20 protein-coding genes are annotated in these 21,274 nt (G+C 36.7%); 9 read left to right on the top strand and 11 right to left on the bottom strand.

Going from position 1 to position 21,274, the window contains the following annotated elements; translation table 11 throughout:
• Positions 1-196 precede the first annotated feature (196 nt).
• The 4 genes from MHI47_RS17460 to hmpA form a co-directional block, all read right to left on the bottom strand.
• A complete protein-coding gene (locus MHI47_RS17460; protein ID WP_340771389.1) occupies positions 197-1,132 on the bottom strand; it encodes an IS3 family transposase in 936 nt (311 codons plus the stop codon).
• Entirely contained in the window at positions 1,048-1,536 is a 489-nt protein-coding gene (locus MHI47_RS17455; protein ID WP_340769264.1) for a hypothetical protein, read from the bottom strand. The genes MHI47_RS17460 and MHI47_RS17455 overlap by 85 nt, the downstream gene beginning before the upstream one ends.
• A 181-nt stretch (positions 1,537-1,717) precedes the next feature.
• The gene (locus MHI47_RS17450) at positions 1,718-2,482 is read right to left on the bottom strand and encodes a GNAT family N-acetyltransferase (RefSeq protein ID WP_245762712.1); all 765 of its coding nucleotides are present in this window, start codon (positions 2,480-2,482) and stop codon (positions 1,718-1,720) included.
• Between the two features lie 185 nt (positions 2,483-2,667).
• The gene (hmpA, locus tag MHI47_RS17445) at positions 2,668-3,855 is read right to left on the bottom strand and encodes an NO-inducible flavohemoprotein (RefSeq protein ID WP_340831676.1); all 1,188 of its coding nucleotides are present in this window, start codon (positions 3,853-3,855) and stop codon (positions 2,668-2,670) included.
• A gap of 154 nt (positions 3,856-4,009) precedes the next feature.
• Here hmpA and MHI47_RS17440 point away from each other — a divergent pair, with 154 nt between their 5' ends.
• The 4 genes from MHI47_RS17440 (at position 4,010) to MHI47_RS17425 (ending at position 7,819) form a co-directional block, all read left to right on the top strand.
• Complete coding sequence (locus MHI47_RS17440) at positions 4,010-4,459, top strand: RrF2 family transcriptional regulator (RefSeq protein WP_340831674.1); 450 nt, start codon at positions 4,010-4,012, stop codon at positions 4,457-4,459.
• 38 nt (positions 4,460-4,497) lie between these two features.
• Complete coding sequence (locus MHI47_RS17435; RefSeq protein ID WP_340763714.1) at positions 4,498-5,427, top strand: manganese-dependent inorganic pyrophosphatase; 930 nt, start codon at positions 4,498-4,500, stop codon at positions 5,425-5,427.
• Between the two features lie 240 nt (positions 5,428-5,667).
• Positions 5,668-6,315, top strand: a complete 648-nt coding sequence (locus MHI47_RS17430) for a DsbA family oxidoreductase (protein WP_093537601.1) — start codon at positions 5,668-5,670, stop codon at positions 6,313-6,315.
• Positions 6,316-6,421: 106 nt separating this feature from the next.
• Positions 6,422-7,819: an alanine/glycine:cation symporter family protein gene (locus tag MHI47_RS17425; protein ID WP_093537520.1), complete on the top strand. Its 1,398-nt coding sequence runs from the start codon at positions 6,422-6,424 to the stop codon at positions 7,817-7,819.
• Positions 7,820-7,909: 90 nt separating this feature from the next.
• Here the strand turns inward: MHI47_RS17425 and MHI47_RS17420 are convergent, their stop codons facing one another.
• Positions 7,910-8,266, bottom strand: a complete 357-nt coding sequence (locus MHI47_RS17420) for a DUF2500 domain-containing protein (protein WP_340831672.1) — start codon at positions 8,264-8,266, stop codon at positions 7,910-7,912.
• A 100-nt stretch (positions 8,267-8,366) separates the two neighbouring features.
• Between MHI47_RS17420 and MHI47_RS17415 the strand changes: the two genes are divergently transcribed.
• The 5 genes from MHI47_RS17415 (at position 8,367) to MHI47_RS17395 (ending at position 14,541) form a co-directional block, all read left to right on the top strand.
• Positions 8,367-9,899, top strand: a complete 1,533-nt coding sequence (locus MHI47_RS17415; protein WP_340831671.1) for an FAD-dependent oxidoreductase — start codon at positions 8,367-8,369, stop codon at positions 9,897-9,899.
• 140 nt (positions 9,900-10,039) lie between these two features.
• A complete protein-coding gene (locus tag MHI47_RS17410) occupies positions 10,040-10,501 on the top strand; it encodes a PadR family transcriptional regulator (RefSeq protein WP_340831670.1) in 462 nt (153 codons plus the stop codon).
• A 12-nt stretch (positions 10,502-10,513) separates the two neighbouring features.
• On the top strand, positions 10,514-12,256 hold the full coding sequence (locus tag MHI47_RS17405; protein ID WP_340831668.1) for an ABC transporter ATP-binding protein: 1,743 nt from the start codon (positions 10,514-10,516) through the stop codon (positions 12,254-12,256).
• Positions 12,249-14,066 carry an ABC transporter ATP-binding protein gene (locus MHI47_RS17400; RefSeq protein WP_340831666.1) on the top strand — a complete coding sequence of 606 codons (1,818 nt, stop codon included), beginning with the start codon at positions 12,249-12,251 and terminating at the stop codon, positions 14,064-14,066. The genes MHI47_RS17405 and MHI47_RS17400 overlap by 8 nt, the downstream gene beginning before the upstream one ends.
• 172 nt (positions 14,067-14,238) lie before the next feature.
• A complete protein-coding gene (locus MHI47_RS17395; RefSeq protein WP_340770591.1) occupies positions 14,239-14,541 on the top strand; it encodes a DUF4288 domain-containing protein in 303 nt (100 codons plus the stop codon).
• Positions 14,542-14,674: 133 nt separating this feature from the next.
• On the opposite strand, the gene MHI47_RS17390 is transcribed toward MHI47_RS17395, so the two are convergent.
• The 6 genes from MHI47_RS17390 to MHI47_RS17365 all read right to left on the bottom strand — a co-directional run bounded on the left by MHI47_RS17390 (position 14,675) and on the right by MHI47_RS17365 (position 21,201).
• A complete protein-coding gene (locus MHI47_RS17390; protein WP_281249753.1) occupies positions 14,675-14,797 on the bottom strand; it encodes a hypothetical protein in 123 nt (40 codons plus the stop codon).
• On the bottom strand, positions 14,794-16,080 hold the full coding sequence (locus MHI47_RS17385) for a helix-turn-helix domain-containing protein (protein WP_093537527.1): 1,287 nt from the start codon (positions 16,078-16,080) through the stop codon (positions 14,794-14,796). Before MHI47_RS17385 ends, MHI47_RS17390 begins: the two co-directional genes overlap by 4 nt.
• Positions 16,081-16,453: 373 nt before the next feature.
• Positions 16,454-18,175, bottom strand: a complete 1,722-nt coding sequence (locus tag MHI47_RS17380; RefSeq protein WP_340763696.1) for an ABC transporter ATP-binding protein — start codon at positions 18,173-18,175, stop codon at positions 16,454-16,456.
• A 133-nt stretch (positions 18,176-18,308) separates the two neighbouring features.
• On the bottom strand, positions 18,309-18,590 hold the full coding sequence (locus MHI47_RS17375; protein WP_340763694.1) for a hypothetical protein: 282 nt from the start codon (positions 18,588-18,590) through the stop codon (positions 18,309-18,311).
• 136 nt (positions 18,591-18,726) lie between these two features.
• Complete coding sequence (locus tag MHI47_RS17370; protein ID WP_340831664.1) at positions 18,727-19,902, bottom strand: M20 metallopeptidase family protein; 1,176 nt, start codon at positions 19,900-19,902, stop codon at positions 18,727-18,729.
• Positions 19,903-20,013: 111 nt separating this feature from the next.
• Entirely contained in the window at positions 20,014-21,201 is a 1,188-nt protein-coding gene (locus MHI47_RS17365) for a hypothetical protein (protein WP_340831663.1), read from the bottom strand.
• Positions 21,202-21,274: the final 73 nt, after the last annotated feature.

Genomic DNA, 21,274 nt, shown 5'->3' with positions numbered 1-21,274 from the left:
TTTTATAATGAAAGAAGAAAATAAATCTTCATTTTTCAGAGTCCATTTTATTATTACTTTTTTTAAGATAAAACAAGTATTCTTAGGTGGTTTTATATCCAATTATTCGTGTATATAAAGTGGACGTAGTTGATTGGAGCGCAGAGCGGCGACTCCAGTGGGAACAGTGATATGAACCCCAAAAGTTGTACTCTTATTATGCCGCTTTTTCATAGTTTAAGCGATACTCAATGGGGCTCATCCCATTGAGTTTTTGTTTGATGCGTAGTGTATTGTAATATTCAATATAGGTTTCTATTTCTTGCGTCGCTTCTTCTAAAGAGCGAAATGAATTTCGATAGATACATTCATTTTTTAAAATACCAAAAAAACCTTCCATTAGGGCATTATCTAAACAGTTTCCTTTGCGTGACATACTTTGTGACATGTTATAAGGTTTTATCAACTGTTGAAAACGCGGGATTTGATACAGCCAGCCTTGATCCGAATGGATCAATACTTGATCTTGAAGAGATAAATTTGCCCGTTTGATCGCATTTCCAAAAGAATCTTGTATTAGTCCAAAGTTCGGGTTTTGTGTAATAGAATAACCGACAATCTCCCGGTTAAACACATCTAAAAAGGCGGATAAATAAAGTTTATTGCCGGCTACTTTAAATTCTGTTACATCTGTTAGCCATACTTGATTTGGTTTTTCTGTCTCAAAATGACGATTGATTTTATTATTCGCAATCTGACCAACCTCGCCACGGTACGAACGATATTTCTTTGCCTTTTGAACACCATGTAAACCAAGGTCATTCATTAAACGGCGTACCGTTTTATGATTAATAAAAAATCCTTCTTTGCGTAAGGCTAAAACAATTCGGCGATACCCGTACAACTCTTTGTGTTGGTAGAATATACGTTCAATCGCTTCTTTTATCGTTGCGTATTTATCTGCCTTCTCTAAGTTCTTCTTATGATAATAGTAAGTTGCTTTTTTTACTTCAGAAACATGTAATAAAATTTGTAGAGGAAATTCATGCCTTAATTCATCAATCACTCTTACTTTCTCTTTGGTTGGGACTTCTTTTTTTCTTGAACTAAGGCATCTAACTTTTTTAAATAAGCATTCTCTGCTCTTAAGTATTCAAGCTCTTCTTGTAATTTTCCGATGTCTGTCATACCTTGTTTCGGCTGCTTTTTCTTCATATCACGACGCTCCCTTTTCAAATAATAGAGCGTCCATTCCTCTTCTGACATGTATTGATGCATCCACTTCCAGATGGTTGCACGACTGGGAATGTTAAAACGACCAGCTACTTTTGAATAAGGTTCAGCTGTCTCTATCATATGTTGTATTACGTGTATTTTAAAAGATTCCTCATAACCTTTACAAGCAGGAGCCATTAATCCTTCCATTCCATGAAATCGATAGATTTCTATCCAACTACTAATAACCATTTTATCGACACCCAGGTCGCGTGCGATTTTTCTTAATGACATTCCTTTCTCAAAAAAGGCATCAATTACTTCTGCTTTTTTTATGTTCATAACGTGCACCCCCAAGTTAGTTTTAAGGTCCAACATTTTGGGTGCACATCACAGCGCGAGCTGAAGACCCTGGACTGAGCATAAGCGAAGGAAGCGGCTGAAGCCGTGCCCACGGAAAGCGTCCGCTCGCAGCGAAAATCAACTGCATATCTACGTTTCTTAAGTAACTTAGTTCATTTCCTTAAATCTGTTTCCCCATGTAATATTCATCAACGAATTGGTCATTTATAACCAATGCGTTTTTTCGAGTGCCCTCTAATTCAAACCCCAGTTTCTTATACAGCTTTTGAGCATTCGTGTTTTCTTTAATAACTGTAAGTTCTAGCTTAGAAATACCAGATCCCTTTGCCCATTTCTCTCCTTGAAGCATGAGTGAAGAAGCAATTCCTTTCTTAGAGAAGGCCTGTTTGACCCCGATAACTACGGAAGCTCGGTGGACAGCGCGGGGAGCAGGACCTCCGATAAACTGTACATAACCAGCATATTGGCCATTCATAATTGCTAAAAGTAAAGTAGAATTTGGTGAAGTTTTCCAAGTGTTCATGCTTTTACGGATACTTTGGACTGTTAATTGTCTATCTGCTTTTCCAAATAGCATAAAATCAGTCTCGGTAAAGATAGTTTCTTGTAAGTTAATGAAAGGGCGAGCATCCTCTAGATCAGCTTCCCGAATTATAAGGATATCCTGACTATCATCATCAGAATTCCGTTCATTGGATTCATGTAAAATACTTTGGAAATGAATGGCTTTTCCAAGATCCACGTTTTTTACAGAATACCCAGATTCGGTCCATGCAAAATAATGAAGAGCAGGGGGCTTTGTTTTTTTCCACCAGCTACTACTTAAATAGGCGGCATTCGGCAGAACATGACCAATAATTGCTTCAATTTCAACATATGTTAATGTAATTTCTTGGGTAGTCGATTGTTTAAAAAAGGCTGCCAAGGGAATGTACTTGCTCTCGGAATTTTTGGGCATTGAACATGTTCACTCATTTCTTCTGAATTATGAAATATATCCTAATTATAACATTATTGTTGATAACTTCACATCTCTCGCGATGTATAATTATTCCATTATAAAAAAAGTGTCACTCCATATAGAAGTGACACTTTTTTGAGATTATTTTATTAAGCGTTTGCCAGCTCTAATTGTATGGCAGGTCCAAAGAATTCATAATGGATTCTTTCATTTGGAACTCCTAATTCCAATAAGTAGTTGATCATAGCTTCCATAAATCCTGTTGGACCACAAACGTAAACGTCACCATCTGCAATAGTATGTTCTCTAAGAAAGTCTTTCGTGATAAAACCATCGCCACTTTCAGAGTAAAGTGTTACATATTTTGCATCATCCATATTTTCCGTTAAAGAACGAATATCTTGGTCAAATGGATGCAAGTTCTCATTGCGGGCACTATAGATAAAGGATACAGGACGGCTCTGGTTGTTTTTCGCAACCGTCTCAAACATACTCATCATTGGTGTGATTCCAACCCCACCACTTACAAAAGTAACTGGTGTTGTTTGTGATGGATCTAAAACGAAATCTCCCGCTGGAGCGGTAAGTTCCACTTTATCGCCAACTTTCACATTATTGTGAAGGTGAACCGATACTTTACCCTCTGGGTTATTTTCATCCTCTTTTTTTACAGAAATACGGAAAGATTCATTGTCCGCAGCTTTTGATAAACTATATTGTCTATTCATCAAGTATTTTTCACCAGGAATACTTACTCGAATCGTGATAAATTGACCAGGTTCATAAGATGGAACTGCTGAACCATCAGCAGGTTTTAAGTAGAAAGAAGTGATATTATCACTTTCTTTTACTCTTTCGGCAATAACGAAATCTTTGAAGAATCTCCAACCGCCTTGCTTGGATTCCGTAGCGGTATACATTTCTTCCTCAATACCGATAAATGCATCAGCGATTACACCGTATGCCTCTGCCCAAGCATTGATAATATCATCGGTTGCTGCATCACCGAGTACTTCTTTAATAGCACCAAGAAGATGCTCTCCAACGATTGGATAATGTTCAGGTTTGATACCTAAGCTTACATGTTTTTGGCCAATTTGTTTAACTACGGGAATGATTGCAGCAAGATTATCAATATGAACAGCAGCAGCATAAACGGTATTCGCTAATGCAGTTTGTTGACGTCCTTTTGCTTGGTTGGCATGATTGAATATATTTAATAATTCTGGATGAGCTTCAAACATATTTTTGTAGAAAGCGGTGGTAATAGCGACACCATGTACTTCTAAAACGGGTGCTGTAGATTTTACAATATCAATTGTTTTTTGAGATAACATTCTAATCCACGTCCTTTTCTTTGTTTATATCCACAATATACTCCTGTAATTTTTTAAAAGCAATATTTAAAATACATCTTTAATAAATCAGACACATTTATACCACAATGTTGTCAAAATCGTTATAATGATATGGAAGAATGGCGGTGGCAATATGAGAATGACTATGTATACAGATTTCTCACTTCGCGTGTTAATATACCTTGGAGCACAGGAAAAGGATAAACTCTCTACAATACAAGCTATATCAGATGCATATGGTATTTCTAAAAACCATTTGATGAAAGTGACCCATGAACTTGGAAAGCTTGGATATATACAAACTGTTAGAGGTAGAGGTGGCGGCATCCGTTTAGCGATGGAACCGGCGGATATTAATATAGGACAAGTCGTAAGGCATACAGAGGACGATTTTCATCTCGTCGAATGCTTTGATTGTCAAACGAATAGTTGTGTTATAACCCCAGTTTGTGGGCTACGGGCAACCCTTCGCTTAGCGCTGAATGCTTATTTAAAGGTGTTAGACGAATATACGCTTCAAGATTATCTGCATCAAAAGCATAAACTAGCAGATTTACTTTTCAATGACACCCAAGATGTATGATAAAATATAATCGGAAATAGATTTTAGGAGGATTATTCATGACAAAGGTACTCGTTTTTGGTCATCAAAACCCAGATACAGACACAATTACATCAGCAATCGTTTATGCACACTTAAAAAATCAGATTGGTATGGAAGCAGAGGCGGTTCGTTTAGGTGATATAAATAATGAAACGAAGTTTGCTTTAGAAAAATTTGGATTCGACTCACCAAGACTTATAGAAAACGTATCGACAGAAGCAAAAAAGGTCATTTTAGTTGATCATAACGAAAAACAACAAAGTGCAGAGGGTATAGAAGAGGTTCAAATAACAGAAGTAATCGATCATCACCGTATCGCAAACTTTGAAACAGCTGACCCACTATATTATCGTGCTGAGCCAGTAGGCTGTACAGCAACAATTATCAATAAAATATATAAAGAAAAAGGCATAGAAGTGCCTGCAAATATTGCAGGATTAATGCTTTCTGCCATTGTCTCAGACACATTATTATTCAAATCACCTACTTGCACAGAGGAAGATATAGTAGCTGCAAGAGAGTTGGAAAAAATTGCTGGAGTCAATGTAGAAGAGTACGGACTTGCAATGTTAAAAGCAGGGGCAGATTTAAGTGACAAGAGCTTAGAAGACCTGCTTACACTAGATGCTAAAGAGTTTGGAATGGGCGAATCGAAAGTAATCATTGCACAAGTAAATGCTGTAGATGTCAATGATGTAATGGATCGTCAAGTTGAACTAGAAGAGTTAATCACACGTGAAATCCAAGAAAAAGAATTAGATTTATTCTTCTTTGTTGTAACGGACATCCTAAATAACGATTCTGTAGCATTAGCTCTAGGAAAATTAGCGTTAAAAGCAGAAGCGGCATTCAATGTGCCATTTGTAAATAATACCGCCCTTCTAAAAGGTGTAGTATCCCGTAAAAAACAAGTAGTACCGGCTCTTACAGAAGCTTTAGCTGAATAAAAATCGCTAAAAAACGATGCATTTAATTTGCATCGTTTTTTCTATTACAGGTAATTTCACCTCAAGTATCCCCTCCCGTTTAAAGGGATTTATTTGCGGTTATATATTGGTTGTTAGTTTAGTGGAATATTTGAGATAACTGCTCGTTTATCTTCTTAATTTAGTCCACTCATATTATGAGGCAGTAATTTTGAATTCAAGATTTGTTCCTATTACAATGTAGAAGAGGTGATGATGATAATGAAAATTGAAGTTTGGTCCGATTTTGTATGTCCTTTTTGTTATATTGGAAAGAGAAGGTTAGAAGAAGCTTTAGAACAAACCGGTTTTGCTTCACAAGCTCAAGTAGAATTTAAAAGCTTTGAATTAGATCCGAATACACCAAAACAATCAGATAAAACGATGTATGAAGTGCTAGCAGAAAAATATGGTTCTACTGTAGAAGCTGCGAAAACGATGACAGCAGGGGTAGTAGAGCAAGCAAAAACTGTAGGTCTTGATTATAATTTTGAAAAAATGAAGCCTGCCAACACTTTAGATGCACATCGGTTAGTAAAATGGGCATCTGCACAAGGTAAAGCAAAAGAGGCTAACGAGCTATTGCTACATGCTTATTTTATCGAAGGAAAAGCAATTGGAAATAATGATGTACTGTTAGATCTGATGGAATCGCTTGATCTATCAAGAGAAGAAGCAGAAAAAGTATTAAACTCTAAGGAATACTTAGCAGATGTACGTATAGACATTGCTAAAGCAGGACAAATCGGAGTCCGTGGAGTACCTTTCTTTGTCATAAACGACAAGTATGCCATTTCAGGAGCTCAACCAACGGAAACATTTGTTGGAGCCTTACAAAAAGTAGTAGAAGAAGAAGGACTTCAAGCCTAAAATATAATAATGCCATTCCACTAAACCAATAGGAATTATTCTATTGGTTTTTATAATGGGTGAAAAGGGTATATAAACAAAGTTAATAAAATTGGAGGAGAAAATTATGGACTGGTTAGGGAACTTAGTCGATGGAGTAAATAATATTTTATGGACTTACATATTGATAGCTTTGTTAATAATCGCTGGACTGTACTTTACCATTGGTACGAAGTTTGTACAATTTCGTCTGTTTGGAGAAATGTTCCGACTGATTGTTGAAAAAAAGGAAGAAAAGGGAGGAGTATCACCATTTCAAGCTTTTACCATTAGTACAGCTTCCCGTGTAGGGACTGGGAACATTACTGGTGTAGCACTGGCAATTGGTGTTGGTGGACCAGGAGCTGTTTTTTGGATGTGGATTATTGCAATTATCGGGATGGCAACTGCTTTTATCGAGAGTACACTTGCCCAAGTTTATAAGGTGAAGGACGGAGATACGTTTAGAGGTGGACCTGCATATTATATGGAGAAAGCATTGGGCACACGCAAATTAGCAATCATATTTAGTATTCTATTAACGCTATGCTTTGGCTTTATCTTTAATGCGGTTCAATCTAATACAATCGCTGCTTCAGTAGGGGATGTATTTAGTATCCAGCCTTATGTAATAGGTATTTTGCTAGTATTGTTAACCGCAACCATTATATTTGGAGGAGTACATAGAATTGTTAAGGTGACACAAGTCATCGTGCCAGTAATGGCTATATTTTATTTAATCGTCGCGATGTATGTCGTGGTGACGAATTTTACAGAAATTCCAGCAGTATTTAGCTTGATCTTTACGGAAGCATTTGGTCTTCGAGAAGCAGCAGGAGGAACTCTTGGTGCTGCAATCATGCAAGGGGTACGTCGTGGACTATTCTCCAATGAAGCTGGTATGGGGAGTGTGCCAAATGCGGCAGCGACTGCAAGTATTTCACATCCTGCTAAACAGGGCTTAGTACAAAGTCTAGGAGTATTCTTTGATACGATTATTATTTGTTCAGCAACTGCTTTCATAATTATTTTGGCGGGTCTCTATAAGACCGGAGAAAATGATGGAATCGTGTTAACTCAAAACTCATTGGCCGAACATGTTGGTAGTTGGGCACCATACTTTATAGCGATTGCAATTATCTTCTTTGCGTTCAGTTCTATCATAGGAAATTATTATTATGGTGAGACGAATATTGAATTTATCCATGCGCATAAGGGTTGGATGACCGGTTACCGTATGCTAGTACTAGTTATGGTGATGTTTGGTTCTATCGCACATGTACAACTCGTATGGAACTTAGCGGATCTATTCATGGGACTAATGGCGATATTGAATATTGCAGTGATACTTTTACTTGGAAAGACAGCATTCCAAGTGCTTAATGATTATACGAAACAACGTAAAAAGGGAGTAAATCCAGTATTTTATGCAAAAACAATTCCTGGGTTAAAGAACACCGAATGTTGGGAAGAAGAGGATCGTTAAAGTCAGCGGCAAAAGCAAAACTTATAAGGACAGTTTAACAGTATACGAACCCTCAAAAACCGTGCAGCTCTATTTGGAGACTGCGCGGTTTTATTTTCTTTCAAAAGAATGATATCTAGTTCCTTGGAATGTTAATACACCAAGATCATCCTCTGCTAACATTCCGTATTCTTTTCCACTAAGCTGTAACTCCAAACGGTCACCACTATCAAACTGAAAAGTAATATAGTAGGAGGTTGAAGCCGAGCTATTGCCTGAACCACCACGTGTATTCGATCGTTTAGCCACTATTTGAGCGGGTACAGATAACTTAGGAGAGTTATTGTTTTTGTTCCACTGTTTTACACTGCTAATAATCGCAAAAATAATAAATCCAAATACTATGACAAATACAGCACCGATAAAAATAGGAGCAAAACCTACAAAATATAAACCAAAAGTATCCACATTCATTCCCCTTACTAAAACTGTTTTTCTGTTATACGCAAAAAAGTGAATAAAGTTTCATCAATAGATAGACACTGTAGTAAAAAGGAGGAAATACACATTGTCAGATCAAATTTTACCTACAGAATCTAAATCCTACTGGAGAGCAAATAATGACTTTCCATTATTCTCTAAAATAAACAACAATATCGAAACGGACATTGTCATCATTGGTGCTGGTCTTACAGGTATCACTGCTGCATATTTGTTAAGTAATAGCGGTCGAAAGGTGATTGTGGTAGAGGGTAGTCGAATATTAGAAGGTACTACGGGATTCACAACTGCCAAGGTGACTGCGCAACATGGTCCTATCTATCAGCAACTAATTTCTACTTTTGGAGAAGAAAAAGCGAGATTATATTATGATGCAAATACGCAAGCAAAAGAATATATCAAACAAACGATTGAACAATTGAACATTCACTGTGACTACGAGACGATGCCTGCTTATATTTATGCAGATACGGAGGTCGGTATAGAAAAAGTAGAAAAAGAAATGGAAGCTTATAACACTCTAGGAATAGAAGGTGCTTCCTTGACAAAGGATACTGGACTTCCTTATACAGTGAAGCAAGCACTTAAGTTAGAAGATCAAGGGCAGTTCCATCCGATAAAATATGCAAAAGCTTTAATGGAAAAGGCAATCGAAAATGGTGTGGAATTTTACGAAGAATCTCGTGCTAAGACTGTGAAATCAAACACAGTAGAACTAATGGAAGGACAGCATATTCGGGCAAACAAAATACTAGTATGTAGTCATTTCCCGTTTAATGATGGGGATGGTTTGTACTTTGCTAGAATGCATCCTGAACGTTCATATGCTCTAGCTTCTATCGCCCCGACTAATTATCCAAAAGGGATGTATATAAATGTAGAGAAACCGACCAGATCTGTACGAACTGCGTTAGGACAAGATGGTAAAAGGTATTTGATATTAGGTGGAGAAGGACATGTAACTGGACGATTTGAAGGAGATACCAATGTAAATTATGAAAACCTCGCAGCTTTTGGTCGAGAACAGTTTAAGGTGAAAAATTATGATTATCGTTGGTCTGCTCAGGATTTAGTGACCTTAGATCAGCTTCCTTATGTCGGTACAATGACAGCGGGGAAGACTGATGTATTAGTAGCTACGGGTTATGCTAAATGGGGTATGACAAATAGTACAGTTGCAGCACAAATAATGGCTGATCTAGTGCTTGAAAAAGAAAATCGGTATATAGAGTTGTATGATCCAACCCGATCTAAGATGAAAAAAGAAGATATCACCAGTTTTGCTAAGACGAATGCAAGTGTTGCAAAAGAGCTTGTTAAAGGAAAGACAGAGTTACTAGATTTGAAGCTGGACGATTTAAAAAATGGTAGTGGAGATTTAATAATGCTAGATGGCAAAAAGGTCGGTGCCTATAAGGATGAACAAGGAAAAGTTTATTTGGTAAAACCGGCGTGTACTCATATGGGCTGTAATGTCTCCTTTAATAATGCAGAAAGTTCATGGGACTGCCCATGTCATGGTTCTAGATTTAGTTATAATGGTGATGTACTCGAGGGACCAGCATTTGAACCGTTAGAGAAGGTTAAATACGGGGAATAACAAAAATGACATATACATTTCCTTTTAAATAATTTGATCACAAAGGAGTTACCCACATATAAAATGGGTAACTCCTTTACTATTGTTTTTAATCGATATATCGATTAAAATTATCGATATAGTTAAAGGAGTTGGATTACATGAAAAGGCGTAGAGGTTTTGTTCAACTGGCTATCTTACATTTATTAGAAGAGGCACCGATGCATGGCTATCAGATTATGAAGGAATTAGAAATTAGATCAAGCGGACATTATACTGCAAGTGCGGGAACAGTTTACCCTGCACTTCAGGAATTACTGGAGCAGGAATTGATAAAACTTGAACCTTCAGCCGAAAAAAAAACTTATATCATTCAACAAAAGGGAAATAATCGATTGAAGGAGTTTGAAACCCGTAACGAAGGACTATTCTGGAGTAATTGGGAGGCTCGTTGGATTTGGCAAAAATCTGAAGAAGCAATTCATCTAAAGGAACAAATAGATTTATGGGAGTCTGAGCTTAGAAAGGCGATAAAGCAAACTCGAACGACTCCTGAAAATTCGCCAAGACTAATCTCATTTATGAAAGAAATAACGGAACGATTAAAGACAGATAACTATTAGGGAGTGAGATTTATGAAATCATTTTGGAAATTACTTCCTTATTTAAAGCCATATATGCTTTTTGCAATATTAGCCCCAATGTTTATGTGCATTGAAGTTGCCATGGATTTACTTTCCCCGACAATTATGCAACATATTATTGATAATGGTATTGCGAATGATGATACAGCCTATGTCATAAAACTAGGCGTGTTAATGCTTGTAACCGCAGTTATTGGGCTGATAGGTGGAGTAGGGTGTACGATATATAGTACTAGAGCGGCTGTGAATTTTGCTGCTGATATTCGAAAAGATGTATTTAAAATGACCGAGCGATTTTCCAGTGAAAATATGGACAATATTGGTGTAGGTAAGCTAATAACGATTGTGACAAATGATATTACTGCCGTTCAACAGGCACTTATGATGACGCTTCGAGTGTTTGTAAGAGGACCACTATTATTTATAGGAGCAGTTGCGATTGTTTGGTTTACAGCAAGAGAGTTATTCCCAGTGTTATTGGTAGTAATTCCGATTTTGATGATTTTAATCTATTTTTTCTCGTATAAAACAGGGAAATTATTTGCGAAAGTACAAAAAGCTATGGATAAAGTAAATACAAAACTTCAAGAGACGTTCGCAGGGATACGTGTGATTAAAGCATTTGATAGACAAAACTTTGAGGTAAAAGCATTCAAACATGTGAACGAGGAGTTAACGAAGCGTAATATGTCGGCAGAACAACTCATTCTTACGCTTATGCCAGTGCTGCTATTCATCGTTAATATTGGAGTGGTTGTTGGTATGTGGATGGGGGCCATAAAAGTAAATGAAGGAACACTGCAGGTTGGTGTTATTTTAGCATTCATCAATTATTTAACAATAATCATGAACGGGTTGGTATCGAGTAGTCATGTATTAATGCAAATTACAAGGTCGTTTACTTCGGCACGTCGAATTCAACAAGTATTGGAAACTCAAATTGATATAACTGATCCTGTGAATCCTTTATCGAATAACGAGTTCAAGGGAGAAGTTGAGTTTAAATCAGTTTATTTTAGTTATAGTAAAAACGGAGAATATGTATTAAAGGATATTTCATTTCATGTGAATAGTGGAGAAACGATTGGAATTATTGGACCGACCGGAAGCGGAAAGTCGACACTTATAAAACTTCTCCCTCGATTGTATGATCCGGATTTAGGAGAGGTAATGATCAATGGCATAAATATAAAAGAGTATTCTATTAAAAATTTAAGAGATTTAATTGGTTTTGTGCCGCAAAAGGCAACGTTATTTGCAGGATCCATAGAGGAAAACATTCGCTTCGGTAAAGAAGAGGCAACTATAGAGGACATGGAAAAAGCGGCTAACTCTGCGGCTGCAAGCGAGTTTATCAACAAAGTAGATGGACGATTTGGGCATGAGCTTATGCAGGGGGCTACAAATCTTTCGGGTGGGCAAAAGCAACGATTATCGATGACTCGTGCATTTATCCGTAAACCGAAAATACTAGTTTTAGATGATTCTACCTCTGCGATAGATGCCATATCGGAAGTGCAAGTACAGCAAGCACTTACACATGATTTACCTGATACAACTGTATTCATCGTATCTTCCAAAGTCTCTTCCATTATTAATGCTGACAGAATTTTAGTAATGGAAGACGGCATGATTGTTGCCAGTGGCACACATGATGAACTGATTGAAAATAGTGAGGTTTACCGCAGTATCTATGCGACGCAAAGTGGAAAGGGGGTCCTTTCATATGAGTAAAACTTCCGCTCCACCGGTATCTAATGCAATAGGTCGTGCAACGGGTCCAAGAGGATTTGGAGGGCCAGTAGAGAAAGCAAAAGATAAAAAAGGAACGCTTATACGAATATGGCGATATATGGAGAAACAGAAAATAGCAATTGTAGTATCAATCATACTAGTTATTATTTCTACTCTATTAAACTTGTTAGTTCCCTACATGATAGGTGTAACCATTGATGAGTTTATAATTCCAAAGGATATGGATGGAACGTTACGGTACTTAGTGATCTTAGCAATTGTGTACACAGCGGCGGCTGCATTTACTTGGCTACAAAACTTTTTAATGATTAGAGTGTCGTTAAAAACTATTCGGTCACTACGCCAGGATCTATATGAAAAGTTTCAAACTCTATCTCTTCGGTTTTTCGATAAACGTACCCATGGAGACCTTATGAGCCGTGTGACGAACGATATTGAAAGTTTGAATAACGCATTAAGTCAAAGTGTGATTCAAATTATTTCAACTGTAATGATGGTGACAGGTGTTACGATAGCTATGTTTATACTTAACTGGGTGTTGGCTATTGTGTCACTGTTGGTAGTTCCATTAGTTATATTCACAACGAAAAAGATTATCAGCTATAGTAGTAGCAACTTTATCAAAAGACAACGTGATTTAGGTGAGTTAAATGGATTTGTAGAAGAAGCCATATCTGGCAATGAAGTAATTACCCTTTTTGGTCAAGAAGAAAAGAACATCCAAAAGTTCTCGATTGTAAATGAACGACTTCGCAGTTCTGCAACAGCTGCCGATACTGTGTCGGGGTTTTTAGGACCTATCAACAACTTTATCAACAATTTAGGTCTTGCATTAATAATTGGAATTGGAGCTCTAATGACTGTTCAAGAATTGGCAACTGTCGGTATAATTGCAGCATTTGTAAATTACTCTAGACAATTTTTCAGACCTATTAATCAGCTCTCAACATTATTGAACACTTTTCAGTCCGCTATAGCAGGAGCAGAGCGAGTATTTGAAATAATGGATGAAGCTCCCGATATTCAGGATCAGGAGTACGCACTTACAATAGATCATTTAAAAGGAGACGTTACTTTTAACAATGTTAACTTCTCATATGAGAGTGGAAAACCAGTTCTAAAAAATATTAGCTTCGAGGCAAAAGCTGGTGAAAAAATTGCTTTAGTAGGTCCAACAGGCTCGGGGAAAACGACAATTATTAACTTGCTTATGCGTTTTTATGAATTGGACTCGGGAAATATTAAAATCGATGGGAGATCAATTAGCGATTATCAAATAAGCAAGCTTCGAGAAAAAATTGGGGTTGTTTTACAGGATACTTTTCTCTTCACGGGTTCCATTTTGGAGAACATTCGATACGGTAGACTAGAAGCAACGGATGACGAAGTAATAGAGGCAGCTAAACTAGCGTCTGCTCATCGATTTATCAAGCATTTACCTGATAAGTATGATACCCAGATTACCGGAAATGGATCTAATTTAAGTATAGGACAGCGACAGTTATTAGCGATTGCTCGTGCCGTTTTAGCAGACTCAGATATATTAATACTAGATGAAGCAACTTCAAGCATTGATACGAAAACAGAGATAGATATTCAACAAGGACTCAATAGACTTTCAGAAGGCCGTACCAGTTTTGTCATAGCACATCGTCTAAAAACGATTGAAAATGCGGATAGAATTTTAGTTATTCATCAAGGTGAATTAATTGAAATCGGGACTCATACAGAGCTACTGAAACAAAAAGGTTTCTACTCCGAGCTATATGAAAGTCAGTTTAATATTTAAATGGAAGAGAAATAACCTAGCAAATACAAAGGGATTAGCTAGGTTATTTTATCTAGGAAAGCAAGAACAAAAATAGACGTTTAATGTTGGATTTACAACACTACATTCACACATGAAATATCTAGCAATCTACGTGCTCACATACTAAAGTTATAAGTAAGAGGTGAGCGTAATGTATAAAATTTTTTCTGTTAAATTGTTGTTTGAACACATTTCATTATCCGGTTCTATGTCTAATAAAATCTATGAAGAGACTATTAATATCATACGTGCCGTTAGGCTAGAGGATGTCGATAAGCTAGTGAAATCCCATTATAAAGATGTTATTTACAAAAACATTTTTGGGGAAGATACGACGATCAGACTTGTAATGATTCTGGATGTTTTTGAGTTAGTAGATAATATTGAAGAGTCTTTGGAATTTGTTGAAGTATACAGTCAGCATATTATTGCCGAAGAAGTGACAGTTGAATAAAAATGCTCAAAGTTAAAACGAGCCCTTCGATTGAAGAGGACTCGTTTTTGCATGCAAAAAAAGGGTTTACGTACAATTAAAAAAGCACAAAATTCTAAATCGAATCTTGTGCCTTAGTTTTTCAATCAATCAATTAAATAAGCTCACCAATAGATGTAATTTTGGGTTTGTCGTCCTCAGTAGAATGGGTTGAACTTAGAACTGGAAATGTGAATAAGACGAAACAAAGTAGAACACCAAATACAACTTTTTTCATGACAATTCCTCCCAACTAAATACTTTTGATTGTTTCAAATGATAGTGGAATCCTAATTCATAGTAAATGGACGCTTGCTTATACTGTTTAGTTTCAGCTAGTCGTTTAGCCAATACGTTGCAGTAAATCATACAATGTTTATAATCTTGCTTTCCTTCGAAATAGTCCAAGCTTTTCTTAAATATAGGTATAAGCACTTGGTTTTCCAGTAATATCGCTCCATATACGGAAAAATGATTGGTATAAAGATCTTTCTTACTATCTCCTACATATTGGACAGTTTCTAATCCTTTTTCCAACCATACTAAAGCATTCTGTAAATCCCCATTTTTGTGATATTCCTTAAGTATAGATAGAATAGTGACAATCTTGTCCTCTGGGTTGTGTTTGGAATCCAGAGCATTAAAAAAATGTTGTAAGGCTTGGTCAGATTGCAGTTGCAAAGAGTAGCATGAACCCAGATTATGCTCAATCATCCCGTTAAACTCAGAGGATTCAATCTTCAGGTTTATATCTTTTGCCTTCTCAAAAGTAGCAAGAGCATCCTTTAAGACACCTGAATTCTTTTGTGCAATCCCCAGAATCATTAAACATTCAATGGATCGATCGATTAATATTTCTTGATTGAAATAAAAAATTGCTTCCTTCACATAGTCGATAGCTAGTATGTAACGAGACTCAGATAATAGAGATAATCCAGATATGTAATGCAATTCAGCCATTTCCCAGTCTTCCATACGATAGCCTTTTATTAATTGAAAAACTTCCTTAAAGAAATGAGAAGCCTGACTAAACTGATTATCTTGATACGCAATAATACCTTGAATTGTGTACAAATAAAATAGTTGTTCTATTGTCATTTCCTTTTTGAAATCTACTAAAATATTTATATTCCTTTGTATTTCCAACTCCTCAGGTAACATAAGCATCAATCGAGCTTCCAATAACAGCAGTGTAAGTCGATCTGCTTCTAAGGGATGTTCGGTAATATGAAGGTGAATATCAACTAGTAGTTGTTTAGCCAACTCTTTATCTCGAGAATTTATAACTTGCTTGAACCGTATTTTAAACTGCGTAGTATTTTCTTCATTGGGTCTTTTCGTTAATGTATCTGCCGAGATGTTTAGCCGCATAAGAATAAGGTGCTTTATATCTTCGCTTGGAATGACTAAGCCGTTTTCAATTCTGCTTAAGTAAGAGGGAACACATATACCCAAAGCTAAAGCCTCTTGCTTAATATTTTGTCTCTGGCGCTCTAACTTAATCAATTGCCCAAGGTTCATAAAACCCACACCCTCTTCTAAATCAATAAAAGGAAATCAAATCCAATTATAAATAAGATACCATATTATAGAGTGTAATACATAGAAAATTTAAAATATGAAAGAAGTTATGAAAAGTTTGAAATAATGCCCATATTTTAGTTCAACTTTCATGATCTAATAGTGTTAATATATTTAAATTGGATTAATTCTACTACCTATTATTTTGTATACCTTCTACAAGGAGAGCTTTACTTCTTTGTGAGTTTGACACCGACTATTAGATATCTCGAAAAAATATTACGCTAAAATCAAATATCATAAGAAAAGAAGGAGCAGAAAGTGACCTTGTCACTTTCTAATCCTTCTTTTTGTTATTTATTATGACAGGTGATTAAGACAAGCCTTGTCCGTGAGTAAATTCCCGATAAAGCTGATGTTGGGCAAGCAATTCTTCATGTGTACCGCTACCAGTAATTTTTCCTTTTTCTAAAAAGAATATTTGGTCGGCGTGAATAATCGTGGCTAGTCTATGTGCAATGATAAGGGTAGTTCTTCCATTCATTAGGCGTTCGAGTGCTTCTTGCACTAATGTCTCCGACGCACTATCAAGGTTAGAGGTCGCTTCATCCAGTAATAATATTTTCGGGTTGTGCAAGAGGGCTCTTGCAATTGCGATACGTTGGCGCTGGCCACCAGAAAGTTTAATGCCTCTTTCTCCGACAAGCGTATCATACTTTTCTGGTAGATTATCGATGAAGTCTGCAGCATTTGCTGCTGCCGCTGCTCCGATGACTGCATCCATAGAAGGAATAGTCGACATACCATAGGTGATATTCGATAAAATAGTACCACTCATTAATGGACTCTCCTGAGAAACATATCCAATTTTAGAGCGCCATGCATTTAACGATAGGTCGGTGATAGGAGACTCGTTAAATAAGATGGTTCCAGAATCGGGTTCATAAAACCGTTCAATTAAGGAAAATATAGTAGTTTTACCGCCACCACTAGGCCCGACAAAGGCGGTGACAGTTCCAGGATGTGCTATTAAGGAAATGCCATCTATTATTTTCTTATCGGGACCATAAGAGAAATGGACATCTTCAAATGTGATAACACCGTCTTTTAAATGTTTTGGTGCTTCTAATTCAACAGCTTCACTGTCCATATAGAAAATTTCTTGAATTCGTTCTGTAGCCCCAACGGCTTTTTGGAAAGATGTGAAAAAGGTAGCCATTTGTGCAAAAGGCACAATAATATTTACTAAGTAAAAGATAATCGCAACAAGATCACCAGCTGATAATATTCCTTGAGATACCTGCAAACCGCCATAGCCTAAAATGACGACTAAAATGGCCATCATAATAAGGGTCATAAAAGGGGAGATGAAAGCTTGTATTTTTGCTTCTTTTAAGCCAAATCGATATAAATTTTGGATAGCTTCATTTCCACTAATAGTTTCCGTTTTCTCGGCTCGATAAGATTTAACTAGCCGAATTTCTGATAACACTCGGCCCAGAAGTCCTGAAAAAGATGCCATTTCTTTTTGTGTGGATTTGGATACTTTATGCATCATTGATCCAAGGGGCATCATGATTGCTATACTTAATGGCACACTAACAAGCATGATCAATGTCATTTTCCAATCGATAAAAAATAGGATAATAACCGACCCAATAATGGTAATAATCCCAGATACAAAATTTACTAGATGATCCGTAATAAGAGATTTCAAAGTAGTCGTGTCCTGTGTAATACGACTCATCGTCTCTCCACTTTCATTTTGATCATAGTAGGGGACAGGAAGATGGAGTACTTTGCTCCAGAGTTTTTTTCGAAGATCCGCAACTATAAATTCTCCTATATAAGATAATAGATAAAATGAGAATCCACCGGAAATCGCTTGTAGAAGGAATACGACTAGCAATATTCCAATCATTTTCCAGTTGAAAGAACTAGTAGTTAATGTGTCAACTAAATTCTTCGTGACAAGTGGAACGATTAACCCAATAACAGTGCTTATCAAGGATAGAGCAACGGCTATAATTGTTATCTTGACGGGCCATTTAAGACTTTTGAGTAGTTGAAAGAATCCTTTAGTAGATGTTTGCATAGTAAGCTCCTATTTCGTTTAGTAGAATACTTCTATTGTAATCGATGCACTGTTAAAGTAGCGAATGAGAGGGGTTACAATGGAAATAAGCATTCAAAAAAAATCGTGCAGAAATGAAATCAGCACGATTGTTTTAAGAAGATATAGTTTTTGCCTCTTGTTGTGCACTTTTTTGTAAATCTAAAACAAGTGGATCTGAGCTTTCTAGTAAGTTAGCTTGTTTGTGCTGAAGATCCATTCGCATTTTTTCTGTTTCGAGCAAAAAGTTATTATATTTGAGTTTTTCCAGTTCAATTTCATCTTTTACAATGATTAATTTCACTTTTTGAGACTTTCGTAGATGTGTTGTCCATATTGCAGTCAGTGGTATGGAAAAAACCATCACTACAGCAACTAATCCTATAAAATCCTCCATACATATCCCTCCAAGCCTTTTACATAAGTATATACGATTTTTTATATAAATAGTTTAAAAAGTCAGATAAAAGTTAATGAAAAAAAGATAGAGAAAACTACTAACTGTTTTCTCCATCCGAATGCATTTAAAATCTTTATTTATTCAAATATGTCCAAGCATACTGAGCATAGAGTTCGGCTCCAGTAGAAAGTGCATCCTCATCAATATCAAAGTTACCGTGATGATGAGCCCATTCTGTGTCCTTTTTAGAATTACCGCTACCGACAAGTGCAAAACTACCAGGTGCTTTTGTTAAAAACTCCGAGAAATCTTCTCCGCCCATTGTAGGCTTCTCGTAATAGACAACGTCTGAACCAAACGAAGCAGATGCCACCTGTTGGACAAGATTAGCGCTTTCTTCGTCATTATCTACTGCGTCTGTGCCTCTTGTATATTGTACCTCAGCGGTTGCACCGTAAATAGCCGCAACACTTTCCGCATATTGGCCAATAGACTTTTCAATATGATCGCGAGTATTGGAATGGAAGGTACGGACAGTTCCCTCTATCTCGGCATTCTCCGCAATGACATTAAATCGAGTACCAACCACCATTTTACCAACTGTTAAAACAGCAGGGCTTTGCGGATCAATCGTCCTAGAGATAACTGTTTGAACGTTCATGACGAAGGATGAAGCAACAAGAGCTGCATCGATACAAGCCTCTGGAATGGCGCCATGACCGCCTCGTCCTTTGAATGTCACTTTGAAGATATCGGCTGCAGCAAAGGAAGGACCTGGATTACAGGAAACCTTACCAGTAGGCATTTGAGACCAAATATGGATACCGAATACATTATCAACATCATCCATTGCGCCTTGTTTAACCATAGCCTTTGCCCCTTGCGCTATTTCCTCTGCTGGTTGAAATAACAAGCGTACATTTCCAGAAAGCTGATCTTTTACCGCTGAAAGTGCCTTTGCTGCTATTAATAACATAGCAGTATGTGCGTCATGACCACATGCATGCATTTTTCCTTCAGTTTTAGAGGCATATGGGACGTGTTTATTAAGTTGTTGAATCGCAAGGGCATCCATATCGCCTCGAAGAGCAACGGTTTTTCCGCCTGTTGCCCCTTTGATTTCCGCGATAACTCCAGTAGGTTCCGTTTTACGATAAGAGATTCCAAGATTATCTAAATACTCGCATATAAACTGAGTCGTTTGGAACTCCTCAAATGATAGTTCAGGCTCGCTGTGCAATTTTCTGCGAAGTTGAACTAATTCTTCCTTATTATTTTTAATGGATTCTTTTATTTTATTGTTTATCATGCTGATCCCCCGTTAACTTTTATATGATTTTATATATTATTATGGTTCCTTTAAATTATGCGGCACTTAAAAGGTTATTAGATTGGCTCTCTATGTAAGCAGTAAGCGGTCTTATAAAAATCCTACGAATATACCTGCTAGAATAACAGAAACAATAGTTACACTGATAAATCCTCCTACAAGCATGGGAGGAAGCATGTGACTAGTTAAAACTTCTCTTTCTTTCTCATCCTCTGTTAAAGATTTAATAACTTCATTTGTAATAATGTAGTCAGCAGGGAAACCATAAAGTGCGGTCAATGAAACTGCAAAGGCCATATTTTTGCTGACTTTTAGAATTTTTCCAATGATGAAGGAGAATATGTACATTCCTATGACACCTATGACAATTGTTCCTACAAGTGGATAAAACAGTTGCATAATCATAGAAGGTGTAGCGTTTTTCAAGGCATCAAAAACAAATAACATTAATACTAAGATACAAATACCGAAACTGTTTGCCTTTTGAAGGACGTTTCTTTCTAAGAAACCAATACTTCCCGCGATAATCCCAAATAATAAGCAAAGTACGAAAGGACTAATTTCTAGAATAGGGTTTAATAGAGTAGATACCCCATAAGCAAGGAATCCGACGAAAGCTAGACGAAACAATTTAAAGTAGTCGGTATTATATTTTTCTGGCAATTTACGAAACATTTTGAGTTCTTCTTTTGGTTTTCCTACTTCATCTTTAGTTTGTCCTGCAATAGTAATTTCGCCGATGCGGAACTTTTGAAGAAGTTCTTTTCCTTCTTTTTTAAGTACAATTGAAGTAAGTGGATACCCGGCGAATCCTTGCATAACGTATATGACTATTGCAAACACCGACAAAGTGGTAAGACCTGCATTTGCAGCACCTTCTGACATGATTAGCGCTGACACCACACCCCCAACCAATGGAGGAATAGCCACGATAACAGTTTTAACTCCGAATAGTAAAGTACCTATTGTGAATAATGCGATAATTATACCTAAAATCCCAGCTAGTGAAATTAATATACTTTTCCATTGTTCCTTTAATTGTCTAAGAGAAAGGAGTGTACCCATATTTGTGATGAGAAGATAAATCATCATTGTTGCAACTACTGGAGGCACACCAGCTATTGAAATGATTTCCTTAGGGAAAAATGTCCAATAACCAAGAATGAACAATATGGCAGCTATGAAAACAGACGGGATCCAAGCTTTAGTTCGTATAGAGACAAAGTCTCCAATAAATAAAATAGCGACAACAATAACCAAAGCTAGCATTTGTGGCATAATATTCCGTCCTTTCTGAAAATAAGATAATTCATACAATAACACATTCTTTACTCAATATAAAGTATATAAT

It is taken from the genome of Psychrobacillus sp. FSL H8-0487, assembly GCF_038008385.1.
In the GTDB taxonomy this organism is placed as follows: Bacteria; Bacillota; Bacilli; order Bacillales_A; family Planococcaceae; genus Psychrobacillus; species Psychrobacillus psychrotolerans.
This window is presented reverse-complemented; position numbering and strand designations above follow the sequence as displayed.